The organism is Arthrobacter sp. P4_H3 (genome assembly GCF_056400885.1).
The window spans coordinates 303,249-320,877 of record NZ_JBFUKK010000003.1; the positions used below are offsets into that span (position 1 = coordinate 303,249).

Here is a 17,629-nt window from a genome sequence, read left to right on the forward strand (position 1 = left end):
AGGCGCTGTGAAACCGCCGCGTTGTCACCTTTTCTTCCTCCGGTGCCTGCTGAAGTACGGGTTGCGGCCGGCCGTTCCCTGGAACGTCCTGCGGCCAGGCAGGGGGATCTCCTCGCGCATGATGCTTCCCCGGGCGGTATTGGGGACTTCCTCTGCCGGGAGGTATTCGTCCGCTGATGCCGGACCCTGCCCGTCGTGGTGCTGGACCGGTTCTTCAACCTGGGGTCCCGCACGGAACGACGCGGCGTCGAATTCTCCGGAAATCCTGGGAATCAGGCCGGTGTCAACCGAAACCGTGGCGCGCTCCGCCGTCGTCCGTCCCCGTGCCGCAGGGGTACCCGGCGGCGTCCCCGCGGAGGATTCCGCCGGTCCGGCGGCGGCGGGGGCTGAGCGCCGGCCCAGGCGGCCGAGCAGGGGCTGCAACAGGTCGCGAAGTTCGGTGACGCGGAAAAGCTTCAGCAGCATCAGGTACGCCACGAGCATCACGGGCCCGACGACGACAATTGTCACCAGGGCCTCGATCCTGCCGCTCCAGGCAAACCCATCGGCACTGTAGCTGCCCATGAGCCAAAGCCCACCGGCACCGGCCACAGCGGAACCCAGCGCCGCGTAACCCATCCGGATGTAGGAGTTGGCGATCCGGGGACCGTCCAGATGACCCAGCAGGCGGCGGAGGAAGAACGCACTCACAACCACCGACAGGATGTTTCCGCCCGTGTACAGGATGGCAATGGCGAAGATGATCCGGTCGAAGGGCAGGAACTGAATGCTGAACGCCGCCACGACGTTGACGAGGGCCAGCACGAGCTGGATGTAGAACGGCGTCCGGGCGTCCTCGTTGGCGTAGAAAACCCGGGACATCATGAAGTTGGCGCTCATGAAAGGCGTGCTGAGCGCCAGGATGGTGAGCGTCTGGGCGAGCATCACGCCGTCCTGCTCTTTTCCGCCCGAGAAGAACATGCCCAGCGGCCCGGCGAGGGCGAACAGCGCCAGTGCCCCGAAGACCGTGGCCACTGCCATGGTCCTGAGGCCGTGCGACAGCGCGTCCCGCAGCTCGGCCCGGTTACCGTCCTGGACCGCACGGGTCATCCGGTTGAACAGCACGGTCGCGAGGGACAGGGCAATGATGGAGTGCGGCAGCAGGTACAGCTGGCTGGCCACCTCCAGGACGGCGTTGCCGGGCAGGCTGGCAGCAGCGGCGAGGTTCCCGGCGTGCTCAAGGCGAAGCCGCTCGGCACCCGGAATGGTGGCAATGCGCATCACGTACAGGAAAGCGAGCTGCCCGACGGCGGCAGTGAGGAGCGTCCAGACGCTCAGTTTTGCGGCCTGTCCCAGGCCCACGCCGCGCCAGCCGAACCTGGGACGGAGCCGCAGCCTGAGCCTGAACACGGGAACGAGCAGAATGGCGGTCTGGGCCACCACACCGATGGTGGAGAATCCGGCCACCAGGAAGGTCTGGGTGGGGCCCCAGTTGTCCAGCGTGTGGGGATTACTCAAGTTGGGTCCGAGGATCCAGATGAACATACCCAGGCCGGCAATGGCCACGATGTTGTTCAGGATGGGCGCCCACATGGCCGGACCGAAGGCCCCGTTGGCGTTCAGCACCTGCGTCAGCAGGGCATACAGGCCGTAGAAGAAGATCTGCGGCAGGCACCAGAACGCGAAGGACACCGCGAGTGATTTCTGTTCAGGTGAGTACCCTTGCGTGGTCAGCTCAATGACCCACGGAGCCAGAAGGGTGACGAGCAGGGTCAGGCTCACAAGCACCAGGACAGCCAGTGTGAGGAGCCGGCTGATGTAGTCCGCTCCCCGGTCCGGTGCCTTGCTGGCCTTGATGATCTGGGGCACCAGGACGGCGTTGAACACGCCGCCGGCCACGAGCAGGAAGATCAGGTTGGGCAGGTTGTTGGCATTGATGAACGTGTCATTGACGGTGGATCCGAGGCCAAGGGCAAAACCCAGCATCCAGGTCTTGCCGAAACCAAGGAAGCGGGAGACCAGGGTCCCTGCCGCCATGATGGCGCTGGAACGGGCCTCTCCTCGTTGGACGGTCCGGGAATCGGCCTGGGATTCGGCCGAGTCCGGTTCGGGAGTGGCTGGATTGGCTGCTGACATGGCCTTCATCGTCTCAAAGGTGCGCAGTTACGCACGCGGGCGCTTCATGGAATCCGTCACGTGGCCTCAGAGGTGTTCCGGCAGGACTTCTCTGGCGAGGTCGGCAATGCGGCGCTCATTCGGAAAAGAGAGCTTGCGTGCGAGCTCCTGGATGGGTACCCAGGCGACATCCACGGCTTCCTGGTCGGGATCGTTTTCGATGGTCAGCTCGCCACCGGTGGCCCGGAGCAGGTAGTGGTGGACGGTCTTGTGGACGCGGTGCCCGCTGACGGTGAACCAGTAGTCGATGCTGCCGAGCGGCGCCAGGATGTTGCCGCTGATGCCCGTTTCCTCGGCGATCTCGCGGACTGCCGCTTCCTCGTTCTTTTCCTTGCCCTCAGGGTGGCCCTTCGGCAGGCACCATTCGAGGCGGCCGCCGCGGTTAAGGCGGGCGATGATTGCAACCCTCAGCTCGCCGTCGGACGTGTCAACAACAACGCCTCCGGCGGAGACTTCCTCGACGGTAGGCAGCGAGGCCGGCCCCGGGTGCTGGGCGGGCGCGACATGGGCACCGATTGCCGACGGCAACGGTGGGTTTGTCCTCCTGCCTGGAGCACTCGGTACGGGATGGGCCATGAAGTCCACTCTAACGACTCTTGCCCCTTGGTGATGACCGGAACATGACACGAAAGTGGACTGCGTGTGACGCAGTTTCCGGAACCCGCAGCGTAACGGCATGGTTCCGCGGCCCCTATTGGTGCTTGTTGGCGTGGTTTTCTGACAAGCTTAAGTAACTATGGCGCACGCACATCAAAAGTCCGACTCCCACACCGTCGATTTCCAGGTGGACCCGGTGGTCCTGGAGCTGGGGCAGCGCTTCGTCGACGCCGGCCATGAACTGTCGCTGGTGGGCGGGCCCGTGCGTGACCTCTTCCTGGGCAGGCTCTCCCCCGACCTCGACTTCACCACGGACGCCACGCCGGACCAGACCCTGGCGCTGATCCGTAAATGGGCGGACAACTTCTGGGAGATCGGACGGGCGTTCGGGACGATCGGCATGAAGAAATCCGGCTTCCAGATCGAGATCACCACCTACCGCGCCGAGGCGTACGACCCGGAGTCGCGCAAGCCCGCCGTCGCGTTCGGCTCATCCCTGACGGATGACCTCCTTCGCCGGGACTTCACCATCAATGCCATGGCGCTGCGGCTGCCCACCATGGAACTCGTGGACCCCTTCGGCGGAGTCCGCGACCTCCACGCTTCCGTGCTGGCCACTCCCGGCGCCCCCGAGACATCCTTTTCCGATGACCCGCTGCGGATGATGCGGGCGGCCCGCTTTGCCTCCCAGCTTGGTGTGGCGGTCCGCGACGACGTGAAGCAGGCCATGACGCAGATGGCGGAGCGGATCACCATCATTTCCGCCGAGCGGATCCGCGAGGAGCTGGTGAAACTCATCTGCGGAACCCACCCCCGCGTGGGCATAGACCTCCTGGTGGACACCGGCCTGGCCGAATTCGTCCTGCCGGAAGTTTCCGCCCTGCGCCTGGAGGCTGACGAACACCACCGGCACAAGGACGTCTACCAGCACTCCCTCCAGGTACTGGAGCAGGCCGCAGGGATGGAAACCGATGCTGAGGGCCCCGTGCCCGGCCCGGATTTTGTCCTGCGGTTTGCGGCACTGATGCACGACGTCGGCAAGCCGGCTACGCGCCGTTTTGAGCCGGGCGGCGCGGTGAGCTTCCGCCACCACGACATGGTGGGCTCCAAACTGACCAAGAAACGGATGAAGGCCCTCCGCTTCGACAACGACACCATCAAGGCTGTGGCACGGCTGGTCGAGCTGCACATGCGCTTCTACGGCTACGGCGAGGCCGGCTGGAGCGACTCCGCGGTCCGCCGCTACGTGACCGACGCGGGGCCCCTCCTGGACCGCCTGCATCTGCTGACACGCTCGGACGTGACCACCCGCAACCAGCGCAAGGCGGACCGGCTGTCCTTTGCCTATGACGACCTTGAAGCACGCATCGCGGCGCTGCGGGAACAGGAGTCACTGGAAGCAGTCCGGCCTGACCTCGACGGCGGCCGGATCATGGCCCTGCTTGGCCTGAAACCCGGGCCCGTCGTGGGTAAGGCCTATAAGTTCCTGCTCGATCAGCGCATGGAGTACGGCCCGCTCGAACCCGCTGTAGCCGAGGCAAAGCTGCGTGAGTGGTGGGCGGACCAGCCTGAAGCCGCCCAACACGAGCCGGCCGCCGGCGTCGAACTTTCCACTACCGAGGAGTCATAAGTGATGTCGCTCAACAGCACTGCCCGCCCCCAGCTCTGGATCCTGCGCCACGGTGAAACCGAATGGTCAAAGAGCGGCCAGTACACCGGACTCACGGATCTTCCCCTGACGGTGGAAGGCGAGCAGCAGGCCGTGGAGGCACGGAAGGTCCTCGATAGCGTCGACTTCGACCTGGTGCTGACCTCGCCGCTGCGGCGGGCACGCCGGACGGCGGAACTTGCAGGCTTCCCCGACGCCGAACAGGAACCCCTCGCGGTGGAATGGAACTACGGCGACTATGAAGGCATCAGTTCGGACCTGATCCGCAAGGACAACCCGGAGTACCTGATCTGGACCCACGGCGTGCCCAACGGCGAGGCCCTGGAGGAAGTGGCAGCGCGGGCGGACAAGATCGTGGCCCGCGTGCTGGAATCCGGTCTCGACAACGTGCTCATGGTGGCCCACGGACACTTCTCCAGGATCCTGACCGCGCGCTGGCTGGGATTGGAGCCGCACGAAGGCCGGCATTTCATTCTGGGGACCGCGAAAGTCTGCACCCTGGGATGGGATAAGAAGACCCCCGCTGTGGTCCGCTGGGGACTATAAAGACGATTTATCAAATATTTCGAAGAATCTTCTAAATTCAGTAGGCAAAAGCCCTGAGCTTAGTGTAATTTTATTCCTGACCCCAGTGCGTTCTGCCAGGGTCACCGGCGCGCGTTGTCCAGTTAGTCAACTGGCCAGCGGCAAAGCAGAAAAGGAGGTTGGGAAAATGATTACTTTGACTAGCGGATGGAAGATGACCATCACCGCGTCCCCGGCCTCTGTTGCTGAATCGCGCCCAAATCACGGACTGACCGACTCCTGACCCACTGACCCCGGCCTTGCGGCCGAGGTATAGGTGACCGGCTTCCTGACAAAGGAAGCCGTGCGGCAGTCGGCCGTCCGCGCGGGCCCGTGCGGTTACGCAACACCACCCCATAGTTCGGAACCCAGCTTCTTGTTGGGGACTGCGGCGTAACTGCATCCAGGGGCCATCCTTCGCCTGGCGCAACCCACAAATTACTTAGCGCATTTTTTGCGCGGGTATATTCACCGGGTATTTCCCTGCCTTTATTCAAGCCATTCATTCCTGCAATTGACTGGCCTTAATTGTCATGCCCAATTCCAGGAGAATTCACCATTCAACCAATCAAAGGATCCACTGTGAGCACCACTGTCAGCACGACCGTCAGCACAACCGAGGCAAAGCGCCGTGTCGAACCCCGCCGTGTCGAACCCCGCCGCGTCCGGCACCGGCGAAACACACCCCGGAAGGAGGTAACCATGATGAAAAGACTCCGGAGCGTTCTGCGCCTGGGCTGGAGGCCTGCCCTGAAGGACAAGACGCTGTTCGACGGGCAGCTCCTCGACCAGAAACGTGAAGACGTGTACGTCGTAATGCACCAGATGGGCGTCATCCGCTGAGGCAGGACCTTCGTTTTCCGAACTTCCCGGGCTGCAGCCGGGAACGGATCAACCAGGAGGACCTGATGGCGGCAACCGATATCCATGCACAAAAAGCCCACGCGGCAACGCGTGGGCTTTTTGTTTTCCCAGAGCCGCTCCCCCGGCGGGCCAAGCCGCTACGGGGGCCCTGATCCCCTAAGTGCGACGGTAAGCTCGAGGAATGCAGGAGACTATGCCGCCGGCGCACCGAAAACGGTCCCGCCTGGTTATCCCGAGCCGAAGCGATCTCCTGCTCAGGAACTTCACCGAGCTGATCGGCGGCCCCATGGGCCACCGGGCTGCGCCGGGCGTCGTCTCACCCGGAATTTTCACCGTCGAACGCGTCCTCATCATCCTCACCGTGCTGGCCGCCCTGGCGAGTGTCCTGGTCAAGAATTACTGCCGGGCAAACGGCTGGGAGTCGCCGGGCCAGTTCTATTCCACCTGCTACTCGGATTTCCCGGAACTTTTCCGCAACCGCGGACTGGGCGACGGCACCTTCCCCTTTTTCAGTGAGGGCAGTTTCTTCGAGTATCCCGTCCTGATGGGGATTATTGCGGGGCTGACAGCTTTGTTGGTCCCCGGGCAGGGCGCCACCGATGCCCGCATCCTCGGCTACTTCGACGTCAACGCCACGCTGATCGCCGCCGTCTGGATCGTTACGGTCCTGGCAACCGCGCGCATGAGCCGCCGCAGGCCGTGGGACGCGGCCATGGTGGCCGTCGCACCCGGGATCATCCTCGCCGGAGTGATCAACTGGGACATGTGGGCGGTCGGACTGCTGGCCGTCGGGATGTACTTCTTCTCGCGCGAACGGCTGGTGCTGGCCGGCATCCTCATCGGCTTGGGCACGGCCACCAAGCTGTATCCGGTCCTGGTTTTCGGCGCGATCCTCCTGCTGGCGCTTCGCACGGGGAAGATCCGTCCGCTAGTGGTCACAGCCGCCGCAGCCGCCGCGGCCTGGCTCGCCGTCAACATCCCCATTGCCGCCATGAACCCCTCCGGCTGGAAGTACTTCTACCAATTCACGGAGGACCGCCCGGCCGGATACAGTTCCCCGTGGTTCGCATACAACCTTGTGGCCGGACGCCTGCAATGGCCGGTCCTGGGGCCGGAGGCGATCAACACCGTCGCCCTCAACCTCTTCCTCATCAGCTGCGTGCTCATTGCAGGCCTCGCCCTGACGGCACCCCGCCGCCCCCGGCTGGCACAGCTGGCGTTCCTGATTGTGGCGGCTTTCATCCTGACGAACAAGGTCTATTCCCCCCAGTTCGTCATCTGGCTGATCCCCCTGCTGGCACTGGCCCGCCCGCGCTGGCGCGACTTCCTCATCTGGCAGGGGATCGAGGGACTGCACTGGGCAGCCGTGTGGATGTACCTGGGACAGGTGACCAGCGGCGGCCCGACGCAGCACAATATCGATATGCCGTACTACGTGCTGGCAGTGGGCCTGCACATGCTTGCCACGGCGTACCTTATGGTCCGCGTCGCATGGGACATCTGGGACCCGGGCTATGACATCATCCGCCGCCACAAGCTGGACGATCCCCAAGGCGGCCCGTTCGATGGCGCCCGGGACTGGCTGCGGTTGAATCCGGGAGATCCCGCCTCGTCGGTCCTCCCCTGGCGGCGGGCGGCCAGCAATGCCTGACGTCGCCGTCGTCGGCTCCGGACCGAACGGACTCGCCGCTGCGGTGACAATGGCCCGCGCGGGCCTCAAGGTGCATGTGTATGAGGCAGCCGGCACCCCGGGCGGCGGACTCCGGACGTCCGAGCTGATGCAGCCGGGCCACCTGCACGACATTTGCTCGGCCGTGCAGCCCATGGCGCTTGCGTCGCCCTTCTTCCGGTCGTTCGAGCTGTCCCGACGCGTGGAGCTCATCACGCCGGAGCTCTCCTTCGGGTCGCCACTGGACGGGGGCCGGGCTGCCCTGGCGTACCGCTCCCTGGACCGGACGGTTGCAGGGCTGGGGGGTGACGGCCCCGCCTACGGCCGCCTGATGGCACCTCTCGTTCGCCGGGCGAACGGCGTAGCCGACTTCACCCTCAACCAGCTCCTGCGCATCCCGCACGATCCGCTAGCCGCCATCCTCTTCGGGCTGCGGACGCTCGAACAGGGTTCACCGGCATGGGGTGCCAGATTCCGGGACGAGCTGGCGCCGGCACTCCTGACCGGTGTTGCCGCGCACTCCGTGGGACGGCTGCCGTCACTGGCACCTGCGGGAGCCGGGCTGATGCTCGGGACGCTGGCCCACGCGCAGGGCTGGCCAATACCCGTGGGCGGTTCCGTGTCGATCGCCCGTGCCATGGTCCGGGACATCGAAGCCCATGGCGGGACCGTCGAAACGGGGCGGCCGATCAGCTCCCTGGAGGAGTTGCCGGCGGCCAAGGCGACGCTTCTGGATATTGCGCCGCCTGCACTGCTCAGGCTCGCCGGGGACAGACTGCCTTCCGGTTACCGCCGGTCGCTGGAGTCTTTCCGCTTCGGCAACGCGGCCTGCAAAGTGGACTTCATCCTGTCCGGGCCTGTGCCTTGGGCCGCAGCCGGATTGACCGACGCCGGAACAGTCCATGTGGGCGGCTCACGCGCCGAGATGGCCGACGCCGAAAACCTTGTGGCTGCGGGGAAGCATCCGGAGCGGCCCTACGTGCTGGTGTCCCAGCCGTCACGGTTTGATGCCTCCCGCGCTCCGGAGGGGCGGCATATCCTGTGGACCTACTGCCACGTTCCGGCGGGTTCAACGGTTGATATGACGGAGGCGGTTTCGGCCCAGCTGGAACGGTTCGCCCCGGGTTTCCGGGACCTCGTGGTCCAGGCCCACGTCACGACGGCGGCCGGGCTGGCCGAGTACAACCAGAACTACGTCGGCGGGGATTTCGCTGCCGGGCTTATGGATCTCCGCGGGCTGATCCAGCGGCCGGTAGTCAGCCCCGTGCCGTGGCGCACTCCGCTGGCCGGTGTGTACCTCTGTTCCTCGTCGACCCCGCCCGGTCCCGGTGTGACCGGCATGCCGGGCTTCCATGCCGCTAAATATGCACTCAAGGACATATTCGGGCTGCCGCTGCCCCGGCTGGGCCTATAGCTGTCCTGTTCAGAGGACGGGGTCTGCGGAGCGTCCCGGGCCGTGGCTCCTGCAGGGTTTGCCACCGTGAAGCGGGCACGGGGGTGATGGGACGGGGTCTCCAACTCGTCCGTGCCCCCGCCGCAGCGACTCCTTGCCGATCTGGCCGCCCACCATCCCGCCGGCGGCACCGTACACCGCAATTTTCGTGCCACTCCCAGCGTTGATACCGTAGGACTTCACAGTATCCATAGGATACCGTTGGCTTCAGAGAAATGAGGTGCTGCTTGGATACCCTTCTGCCCGGCCTAAGGCCTGGTGCCGACATCATGGATCCGCTGTGCCCGTCCCGCGTTGTTTTCCAACGGATCGGGGACAAATGGGCGTCACTTGTGGTCCAGGTGCTCGCGGACGGGCCCGTCCGTTTCTCCGAACTGCGCAAGCACGTCCACGTCATTACGCCCAAGGTCCTGACCCAGACCCTCAGGACGCTGGAGAGGGACGGGCTGATCACCCGGACAGTGTTCGCCCAGGTTCCCCCGCGCGTCGACTATCAGCTGACCGGCCTGGGGGAGTCGCTGCTGGGCCCTCTCGCCGTCCTCCGGGAATGGGCCGAGTCAAACGTTCCCAGCATCCTGGACGCCAGGGACGCCTACGATGACGCCCGTGACGGGGCTCTGCCGGAGGGCTGACGGGCAGAGATCCGGCCATCCCGCATGGTGGCCACGGCATCCGTTAGCGGTACGAATTCGGTGTCGTGGGTGACCATCACGGTGGCCACGCTTAATTCGTCGGTGACCTCCCGCAGGAGCCGGACAATATCCCCGCTCCGCTCGTGGTCCAGTGCCGCCGTCGGTTCGTCCACGAGGAGTACGGCAGGACGCCCCATCAGGGCGCGCGCAATGTTCACGCGTTGGCGCTGGCCACCGGAGAGCTGATGCGGGCGCTTGTTCCGGACCGGAGCGAGTCCGACCATTTCCAACAGTTCGGCTGCCCGCCGGCGGGCGGCAGCCAGCGGTTTCCCGCGCAGGTGGTCAGCCAGCAGGAGTTGGTCGACGGCCGTCAGGGACGGCAGCAGATTGGGTTGCTGGAATATGATGCCCACCTTTTCCCTGCGCAGTGCCGTCAGCCCGGCGTCGCGCAGGCCCGTGGCTTCCTGGCCGTCGACGGTGACCACACCGGAGGTCGGGCGTATCAGCGCCGCAGCGACTGCCAGCAGCGAGGACTTTCCGGACCCTGACGGGCCCACCAGGGCCAGGAACTCCCCGGCACCGACTGCAAGGCTTACCCGGTCCAGCGCTTTCAGCGTGCCGTCTCCGTCCGGGTACTCGAGAGTTACGTTGACGAGGTTGAGGGCGGTGTCCAATGAGTATTCCTTTCGAGGAATGTATGGGGAGTTCAGGAGGGATTCAGTTGCCGCCGAGGGCGAGCAGGGGGTCCACGCGCGTCACACCGCGGACGGCCGCAGCTGCTCCTGCCAGGCCGAGGAGGAGGATGCCGGCGACCGGCAGGAGCGTCGTTGCCGGTGTGACCAGGAACGGAGCGGCCTGTGCGGCAAGGAATCCGCCGAGGAGGCCCAGTGCGCCTCCGGCGAGGGTTCCGGCGGCCAGCACGATGACGGCCTGCACCATCGCATCGCGCAGCACATAGCCCGGTGAGCCGCCCATTGCCTTGACGACTGCGATGTCCCGGGTCCGCTGCACGGTCCACACCGTCAGGAACGCGACGATGACGAGTGCCGAGATTCCGTACAGGAAGGCCTGCATCAGGACCAGCGACCCGTTTTCGCTCTTGAAGGAACCGAGCGCCTGAAAGGAACCTACACGCGTGGCGCTGACTGTCCCCGCCGAAGCATTTGCGGCTTCCACATCAACCGGTGCACCGGCGTCGAACGTCACGGCCAGCACAGTGCCGACTGACCCGTTGCCCGTGCGGGCCAGTTGCCGCCAGTCGTCCAATGACGTCCAGACGACGCCGGTGTGTGAATACCACTGGTCCGGGACCACCCGGGCAACGGTGAGCTCGATGCCGCCCACCGCAAGGAGGCTTCCGGGGCCGAGATGCAGGTCTTCGGCCAGGGTTTCGCCCACCACAACCGTTCCGTCGGCCGCAGGGGCAGGCGGCAGACCGCCGGCCGGATCCGCGGGCAGGCCGTTGCGGCTGCCAAAAACGGCCACGTTGGCGGTGCCGCCGGGGGCTCCTGCGGCTGACCCAACCGCCTTCGCGCGGGCCTGGCTGATGCCAAGCGCCTCCACTCCGGAAACGCCGTCCCGGCCGGACCAGGCAGCCAGTTGTTCCCGGCTCACTTCCGACTCCGTGAACGATTCCTTGGCTGGAGTACCTGCGGGGGCGCCGAACACCACCTGGTCGGCGCGGAGCCCGGCGATCGCCGACGTCGACTGGTTTCCCAGCCCGGCGGTGAGCCCCGAGAGCATCACGAGCAGGAAGGTGATCAGGGCGATCACGGCAGCCATCAGGGCAAAGCGGCCTTTGGCAAAGCGGAGATCGCGAATAGCGAGAAACACGGGGTTCCTTTCGTGGCGGGTTGGTGTGGCTTGTTTTCAGTCTTCCGCTGCCCGCGGCACCGCACATCGGCAGGCCGGTTGGCCGCCTGGAGACAACGGGTGGGGCCGCGGGTCAACCAAATGGTTGATTTGCCGCCCGGCCCCCACCTTTGGCCCGACGAACGGGGCACCGGGAGATAGGCTGGATTGATGCGAGGCACGTGTTGATGCAGGGTGAACCCAGCGGTTCGGCGATAATCCTGCGGCTACTGAGGATCAGCCTCCACGTGGGCTTCGCCGTCCTGCTTCTGGTGGCCATGGCGCGCGTTCTGCTGTCCGGTCCGGCGCCGTCCGGCTGGATTGCGGTGGCCCTTGCGCTGCTGCTCGCGGCCGTCTACCTCATCGGGACTGTTCTCGAGAAACGCCACTCCACGGACACTGGCCGTTTTGATCCGAGGCGCTATGCCCGATGGTGGCTCGGTGCGGTCTCACTTCTATGGCTGGTGCTCATCTGGGCCAGTGCGGACTTCGTCTGGCTGGCGTTCCCGCTCTTCTTCCTGCAGCTGCACGTCCTGCCACGACGGGTGGCCCTGCCGGTCATTGCGGCGTCCACCGTGCTGGTTGTGGTGGCGCTCTGGTTCCACAACGGGGGTGCCGCGGGCCCGGGCCTGGAACTGCCGATGGTGCTGGGTCCGGTGTTCGGTGCGGCCTTTGCCGTGGTTACGGGCCTCGCGTACCGGGCGCTCTATCTCGAGGCGGAGAACCAGCGGCTTGCAGCCGGGGAATTGCGCCGCACGCGCGGCGAGCTCGCCCGCAGCCAGCACGATGCCGGGACACTGACCGAGCGGGCACGGCTGGCACGCGAAATACATGACACCCTTGCCCAGGGTTTCTCCAGCATTGTGCTGATGGGCCGCTCGGCCGAGAAGGCGCTCGAGGCCGGCGACACGGCCACAGCGCGCGAGCGGCTCCGTACGGTGCAGGAGACGGCGTCCGCGAACCTCGCCGAGGCGCGCAACTTTGTCCGCGGACTGCAATCCCCGGCGCTCGAGCAGATGTCCCTGGCGAGCAGCCTCCGCCGGCTCTGCGAAAAGACCGAGGCAGAGGCGGCGGCCCGCGGGGCAGGGCTCCGCTGCCGCTTCGACGTCGAAGGCGCCCCCGTTGAGCTGTCCAACCCGTACTCCACTACCCTGCTGCGCGCGGCCCAGGCGAGCCTCGCGAACGTGTGGGTGCATGCGAAGGCAGGCACCGCCGTCGTCACCCTGTCCTTCATGGGGACCGAAGTGGCCCTGGACATTTACGACGACGGCGTCGGGTTCCGCCCGGAGGAGGCGGCGTCCGCGGACCATCCGCAGCGACAAGACGGCTCCGGGTACGGTCTCAAGTCCCTGCGGGAACGCGTGACGGCGCTGGCCGGAACGCTCGCCATCGAGTCCGCGCCGGGCGAGGGAACCGTGGTGGCCATCCGGCTTCCGCTGGCGGACGCTGCCGCGGCGTCGGAGGAACCACAGTGACCGCAATCCGCATCCTGCTGGTGGACGACCACCCGGTGGTCCGTGCCGGGCTCCGCGCCATGCTCAGCGACTTCGAGGGCATCACCGTGGCAGCAGAAGCCGCCGACGGTGCCGCGGCACTGGCCGAGCTTTCCCGGCTCCACACCCTCGGTGAGCCTGTGGACGTGGTGCTCATGGACCTGCAAATGGGTGCCGGCATGGACGGCGTCACGGCCACGGAAAAGATCAAGGCCGGTGCGGCAGGCACCCCCGCACCGCCGGTGCTGATCCTTACCACCTACGATTCCGACGCCGACATCCTGGCCGCCGTCGAAGCCGGTGCCAGCGGCTACATGCTCAAGGACGCACCGCCCGAGCACATCCGGCAGGCCGTGCTGATGGCAGCGTCGGGCCACACGGCACTGGCGCCCGAGGTGGCCGCCCGGCTGATGGGCAGGATCCGGAATCCCGAACCGGCACTGTCCGGCCGGGAGATCGAGCTGCTGCAGCTCCTTGCCACGGGACTGCCGAACCGTGCCATCGCCCGGCAGCTCTTCATTTCCGAGGCAACTGTCAAAACCCACCTGGTGCACATCTACGGCAAACTTGGAGTGGACAACCGCACCGCCGCGATTTCGGTCGCCACGCAGCGCCGGATCATCCGCCCCGCCTGAGAACGCTGTGACAAGAACTTTGTCCGCGCCAACGGGCATAATGGCGCGGTGGGGAACTTTCAGAAACTTTCGCTTGCCCTTGTCGGACTCATAATTGGCGGATCGCTGGTGGCCTGCGATGACGGCCGTGCCGGCGCGCAGGACGCCGCGAAGCAGCTCGCTGCCGCAGTGGCTGCGCTGGATGTAGGCTCCGTCGCCTTTGACGGCAAGGACGCCGACGCCGCCAACGAACAGCTGAAAGAGGTGTTCCAGGCGCTCGAGCCTGCCAAGCCGGCTGTTGAGAGCGGCGAGTTGAAACTGGAGAAGGACACCGCAACGTTCCCGCTGAACTACAGCTGGAAAATCGGCTCCGATGACTGGAAGTACACCGTTTCCGCCGAACTGAAGAAGTCCGGCGACAAGTGGCTGACCGTGTGGAAGCCGGACATGCTGGTCCCCGAACTGGCGGACGGCGAAGTCCTCAGCTCGGCCGTACAATCGCCGCAGCGGGCCGAGATCCTGGGCGCCGGTGACGCAAAACTCGTGACATACCGGCCGGTAGTGAACGTCGGCATTGACAAGCCCCAGCTGGCTTCCGCCGATCCGGCCGCGTCCGCCACCAAACTTGCCAAGCTTGTAGGAGTGGATCCCGCTACCTACACCCAGCAGGTCCAGGCTGCCGGGGCCGAGGCCTTCGTCGCCGCCATCACCCTGCGCGAGGACGGCCGGACCATCACGGACGCGCAGATCGCCGAGATTCCCGGCGCCCGTTCCATCCGCGACTTCCTGCCGCTGGCACCCACCCGCACCTTCGCCCGCGCCCTCCTGGGCACTGCGGCCGAGGCGAACGCCGAACAGATTGAAAAGTCCGGCGGGACCCTCAAAGCCGGGGACACCACAGGCACCGGCGGGCTGCAGCAGCAATACGACGCACAGCTCCGCGGCACCGATGGAATCCAGGTCTTCGCTGAAAAGGCCGGCCTCACGGCTGAGGAGAAGCAGGCGCTTCCCAACGAAGGCCGCCGGCTCCTTTTCCAGGTTGGGATCAAGCCGGGAACGCCCGTGAAAACCACCCTGGATCCGAATCTTCAACAGCTTGCGGAAGACGTCCTTGCCGATGTGGGTCCGGCCTCCGCCATCGTGGCCCTGCGTCCCTCCAGCGGCGCGGTGCTGGCCGCAGCGTCAGGACCGGGCAGCAACGGCTACAACACCGCAATGCTGGGCCAGTACGCCCCGGGCTCAACCTTCAAGATGGTGGATTCACTCGCCATGATCCGCAACGGCATGACCCCGGACTCCAAAGTTGAGTGCACGCCCACGCTCACGGTGGACGGCCGCACGTTCAAGAACGCCGAAGGGTATCCGGCAGACTCCCTTGGGTCCGTCACCCTGCGCGACGCGTTTGCCCACTCCTGCAACACCGCGTTCATCTCCGCCCGGGATTCAGTCAGCCAGGCCCAGCTGGAGTCCGCAGCCACTTCCCTGGGCGTTGCCGTTGAGGCGCCCGGCCTGGGGGCTGACGCCTTCCTCGGCTCCGTCCCCGGAGAGGCCGAAGGCACCGAGCATGCCGCATCCATGATCGGACAGGGCAAGGTGCTCCTGTCCCCGCTGGCAGCCGCCGTCATGGCCGGATCCGTAGCCAAGGGCTCCCCCGTCTCGCCCACGCTCGTGCTCAACGCTGAAGCCGGCGCCGGCACGGCGGGCACGGACGGAGCGTCGCCGTCGTTGACCTCCGCTGCACCGGCGCCCGCGAAAGCCGCGGACAAGCCGGTTACGGCGGCGGAGGCTGCCGCCCTGGCCGACATGATGCGTGCAGTGGTGACGTCGGGCCACGCTGGCTTCCTCTCTTCCGTGCCGGGGGAACCCGTCGGAGCCAAGACAGGCACCGCCGAATTCGGCAACGAAAACCCGCCGAAGACGCACGCCTGGATTGTGGCCGTCCACGGCGACCTCGCCGTTGCCGTGTTCGTCGAGGAAGGCGGCCTTGGCGCCACCACCTCGGGCCCGCTGCTCAAGAAATTCCTGGTCGCAGCGGGGTAGCACGCCCTTCAAAAGCTCCGGCGGGGTGGCCGTGGGAGGATGGAAGCGTGGCTCATATTGACGTTTCCAATATCGATTACTTCCTGTCCGACGGCACCCAGCTGCTCAACGGCGTGACCTTCAAGGTCCCGGACGGGACCAAAACCGCGCTCATCGGGCCCAACGGAACCGGCAAGACCACGCTGTTCCGGATCATCTCCGGCGACCTCGTCGCGGACGAAGGCGTGATCGGACGCTCCGGCAACATGGGCATCATGCGCCAGTTCGTCGGACAGGTCCGGGATGATTCCACCGTGCGCGACCTGCTGGTTTCGGCTGCCCCGCCCGCCCTGGCCGCCGCTGCCCGCGCCGTTGACGAGGCCGAGATGGCCATGATGGAGCACGACGACGAGCCCACCCAGATGCAGTACGCCCAGGCAATCGTGGACTGGGGGGACGCAGGAGGCTACGACGTCGAGACCGTCTGGGACGAGGTCTGCATGGCCGCGCTGGGATTGCCGTTCGACCGTGCGCAGCACCGCCCGGCGTCGAGCCTTTCCGGCGGCGAGCAGAAGCGGCTGGTACTGGAGGCGCTCTTCGCCGGCCCGGACGAGCTCCTGCTCCTGGACGAACCGGACAACTACCTCGACGTACCGGGCAAGCGCTGGCTCGAGGGCAAGCTCAATGAGTCCAAGAAGACCGTGTTCTTCATCAGCCACGACCGCGAGCTGCTCAACAACGCGGCCGGCCGCATCGTCACCCTGGAACCGGGCATCAACGGTGCGGGTGCGTGGGTCCACGGCGGCGGCTTCGGCTCCTATGTCGAGGCGCGTGCAGACCGCAATGCCCGCTTCGAGGAGTTGCGCAAACGCTGGGACGAGGAACACGTGAAGCTCAAGGAACTCGTCAACATGTACAAGAACAAGGCCGCGTTCCGCTCCGACATGGCGAACCGCTACCACGCGGCGCAGACCCGGCTGGCGAAGTTCCTCGAAGCCGGACCGCCCGAGGCGCTGCCGATCGAGCAGAACGTGCGGATGCGGCTCAAGGGCGGCCGGACCGCCAAGCGGGCCATCGTGGCTGAAAAGCTGGAACTGACCGGACTGATGAAGCCGTTCTCCACCGAGGTGTGGTTCGGTGACCGCGTCGGCGTGCTCGGCTCCAACGGCTCCGGCAAGAGCCACTTCCTGCGGCTGCTTGCCACCGGCGGCACCGACCCGGAGCGTGAGCACCTGCCGGTGTCCGACGTCGACATCGCCGAAGTGCCCCACGAAGGCACCGTAAAACTCGGCGCCCGGATCCGTCCCGGCTTCTTCGCCCAGACGCATGTCCGCCCGGACCTCCTCGGCAAGACACTGCTGGAGATCCTGCACCGCGGCGACGAGCACCGCTCCGGTCTGGGCCGCGAGGCTGCCGCCGGCGCCCTGGACGGCTACGGCCTGGCTTCGCAGTCGGAGCAGAAGTACGAGTCCCTGTCCGGCGGGCAGCAGGCCCGGTTCCAGATCCTGCTGCTTCAGCTCTCCGGCGCCACGCTATTACTCCTCGATGAGCCGACCGACAACCTGGACCTGCACTCGGCCGAGGCGCTCGAACGCGCCATCGACCACTTCGAGGGAACCGTCCTGGCCGTGACGCACGACCGATGGTTCGCCCGGACCTTTGACCGCTTCATGGTGTTCGGTTCGGACGGCAGGGTGTACGAATCCGCCGAGCCTGTCTGGGACGAGAAGCGCGTGCAGCGCGCCCGCTGAGCAGGACGCTCTCGCACTTCCTGCACGTTTTGCGCGAACGCTCGTTCACCTTGAACTGCTCCCCGGAAGTTGGACTGAGAAATTCAGTTCCGGCTTTCGGGGAGCAGTTTTATGCATGCACGTAGTTCATTGGCTGAGGCGCAGCGTGAGGCGGCTGTAGCGTTGTTTGAGAAGGGCGTCGGGTATCGGGCGGCGGCTCGGTTGTTGGATGCGCCCTGTGTGCCGGTCAGGGCGCTGTATGGGCGGTGGAGGATTCATGGGCAAGGAGTGCTGGTGAGCAGGCCGGCGAGGTCGTACTC

General features: G+C 66.0%; 14 protein-coding genes. 10 read left to right on the forward strand and 4 right to left on the reverse strand.

What is annotated here, in order from left to right; genetic code table 11:
• Positions 1-24 precede the first annotated feature (24 nt).
• Both murJ and AC1DRE_RS06635 read right to left on the reverse strand, forming a co-directional pair.
• Positions 25-2,115 carry a murein biosynthesis integral membrane protein MurJ gene (gene murJ, locus AC1DRE_RS06630; protein WP_476983869.1) on the reverse strand — a complete coding sequence of 697 codons (2,091 nt, stop codon included), beginning with the start codon at positions 2,113-2,115 and terminating at the stop codon, positions 25-27.
• 66 nt (positions 2,116-2,181) lie between these two features.
• Positions 2,182-2,682 (reverse strand): NUDIX hydrolase, encoded by a 501-nt coding sequence (locus AC1DRE_RS06635; protein WP_104174597.1) that lies wholly within the window; start codon positions 2,680-2,682, stop codon positions 2,182-2,184.
• 208 nt (positions 2,683-2,890) lie between these two features.
• On the opposite strand from AC1DRE_RS06635, the gene AC1DRE_RS06640 reads away from it, so the two are divergent.
• The 6 genes from AC1DRE_RS06640 (at position 2,891) to AC1DRE_RS06665 (ending at position 9,602) form a co-directional block, all read left to right on the forward strand.
• Positions 2,891-4,381, forward strand: a complete 1,491-nt coding sequence (locus AC1DRE_RS06640) for a CCA tRNA nucleotidyltransferase (RefSeq protein WP_476983870.1) — start codon at positions 2,891-2,893, stop codon at positions 4,379-4,381.
• A 3-nt stretch (positions 4,382-4,384) separates the two neighbouring features.
• On the forward strand, positions 4,385-4,966 hold the full coding sequence (locus AC1DRE_RS06645) for a histidine phosphatase family protein (RefSeq protein ID WP_476983895.1): 582 nt from the start codon (positions 4,385-4,387) through the stop codon (positions 4,964-4,966).
• A 720-nt stretch (positions 4,967-5,686) separates the two neighbouring features.
• Positions 5,687-5,827: a hypothetical protein gene (locus tag AC1DRE_RS06650; RefSeq protein WP_476983871.1), complete on the forward strand. Its 141-nt coding sequence runs from the start codon at positions 5,687-5,689 to the stop codon at positions 5,825-5,827.
• Between the two features lie 202 nt (positions 5,828-6,029).
• Positions 6,030-7,499, forward strand: a complete 1,470-nt coding sequence (locus tag AC1DRE_RS06655) for a glycosyltransferase family 87 protein (protein WP_476983872.1) — start codon at positions 6,030-6,032, stop codon at positions 7,497-7,499.
• Positions 7,492-8,931 carry a phytoene desaturase family protein gene (locus AC1DRE_RS06660; RefSeq protein WP_476983873.1) on the forward strand — a complete coding sequence of 480 codons (1,440 nt, stop codon included), beginning with the start codon at positions 7,492-7,494 and terminating at the stop codon, positions 8,929-8,931. The genes AC1DRE_RS06655 and AC1DRE_RS06660 overlap by 8 nt, the downstream gene beginning before the upstream one ends.
• A gap of 308 nt (positions 8,932-9,239) precedes the next feature.
• The gene (locus AC1DRE_RS06665) at positions 9,240-9,602 is read left to right on the forward strand and encodes a winged helix-turn-helix transcriptional regulator (RefSeq protein ID WP_364122745.1); all 363 of its coding nucleotides are present in this window, start codon (positions 9,240-9,242) and stop codon (positions 9,600-9,602) included.
• On the opposite strand, the gene AC1DRE_RS06670 is transcribed toward AC1DRE_RS06665, so the two are convergent.
• Together AC1DRE_RS06670 and AC1DRE_RS06675 are read right to left on the reverse strand one after the other, a co-directional pair.
• Positions 9,563-10,276, reverse strand: a complete 714-nt coding sequence (locus tag AC1DRE_RS06670; RefSeq protein WP_476983874.1) for an ABC transporter ATP-binding protein — start codon at positions 10,274-10,276, stop codon at positions 9,563-9,565. The genes AC1DRE_RS06665 and AC1DRE_RS06670 overlap by 40 nt on opposite strands.
• A gap of 43 nt (positions 10,277-10,319) precedes the next feature.
• Positions 10,320-11,435: an ABC transporter permease gene (locus tag AC1DRE_RS06675; RefSeq protein WP_476983875.1), complete on the reverse strand. Its 1,116-nt coding sequence runs from the start codon at positions 11,433-11,435 to the stop codon at positions 10,320-10,322.
• A 206-nt stretch (positions 11,436-11,641) separates the two neighbouring features.
• Here AC1DRE_RS06675 and AC1DRE_RS06680 point away from each other — a divergent pair, with 206 nt between their 5' ends.
• Genes AC1DRE_RS06680 through AC1DRE_RS06695 form a run of 4 tightly spaced genes read left to right on the forward strand, consistent with a single transcriptional unit; the run spans position 11,642 to position 17,330 of the window.
• Positions 11,642-12,928, forward strand: coding sequence for a sensor histidine kinase (locus AC1DRE_RS06680; RefSeq protein WP_476983876.1), 1,287 nt, complete (start codon positions 11,642-11,644; stop codon positions 12,926-12,928).
• The gene (locus AC1DRE_RS06685) at positions 12,925-13,581 is read left to right on the forward strand and encodes a response regulator (protein ID WP_476983877.1); all 657 of its coding nucleotides are present in this window, start codon (positions 12,925-12,927) and stop codon (positions 13,579-13,581) included. The genes AC1DRE_RS06680 and AC1DRE_RS06685 overlap by 4 nt, the downstream gene beginning before the upstream one ends.
• Before the next feature lie 48 nt (positions 13,582-13,629).
• Positions 13,630-15,600: a penicillin-binding transpeptidase domain-containing protein gene (locus AC1DRE_RS06690; RefSeq protein WP_476983878.1), complete on the forward strand. Its 1,971-nt coding sequence runs from the start codon at positions 13,630-13,632 to the stop codon at positions 15,598-15,600.
• 47 nt (positions 15,601-15,647) lie between these two features.
• The gene (locus tag AC1DRE_RS06695) at positions 15,648-17,330 is read left to right on the forward strand and encodes an ABC-F family ATP-binding cassette domain-containing protein (protein ID WP_476983879.1); all 1,683 of its coding nucleotides are present in this window, start codon (positions 15,648-15,650) and stop codon (positions 17,328-17,330) included.
• The last annotated feature ends 299 nt before the right edge of the window (positions 17,331-17,629 follow it).

Excerpts from the sequence above, each read along its gene's own strand:
- murJ (WP_476983869.1), bottom strand. The coding sequence starts at position 2,115 with ATGTCAGCAGCCAATCCAGCCACTCCCGAACCGGACTCGGCCGAATCC.
- AC1DRE_RS06640 (WP_476983870.1), top strand. The coding sequence starts at position 2,891 with ATGGCGCACGCACATCAAAAGTCCGACTCCCACACCGTCGATTTCCAG.
- AC1DRE_RS06645 (WP_476983895.1), top strand. The coding sequence starts at position 4,385 with ATGTCGCTCAACAGCACTGCCCGCCCCCAGCTCTGGATCCTGCGCCAC.
- AC1DRE_RS06650 (WP_476983871.1), top strand. The coding sequence starts at position 5,687 with ATGATGAAAAGACTCCGGAGCGTTCTGCGCCTGGGCTGGAGGCCTGCC.
- AC1DRE_RS06655 (WP_476983872.1), top strand. The coding sequence starts at position 6,030 with ATGCAGGAGACTATGCCGCCGGCGCACCGAAAACGGTCCCGCCTGGTT.
- AC1DRE_RS06660 (WP_476983873.1), top strand. The coding sequence starts at position 7,492 with ATGCCTGACGTCGCCGTCGTCGGCTCCGGACCGAACGGACTCGCCGCT.
- AC1DRE_RS06665 (WP_364122745.1), top strand. The coding sequence starts at position 9,240 with ATGGATCCGCTGTGCCCGTCCCGCGTTGTTTTCCAACGGATCGGGGAC.
- AC1DRE_RS06680 (WP_476983876.1), top strand. The coding sequence starts at position 11,642 with ATGCAGGGTGAACCCAGCGGTTCGGCGATAATCCTGCGGCTACTGAGG.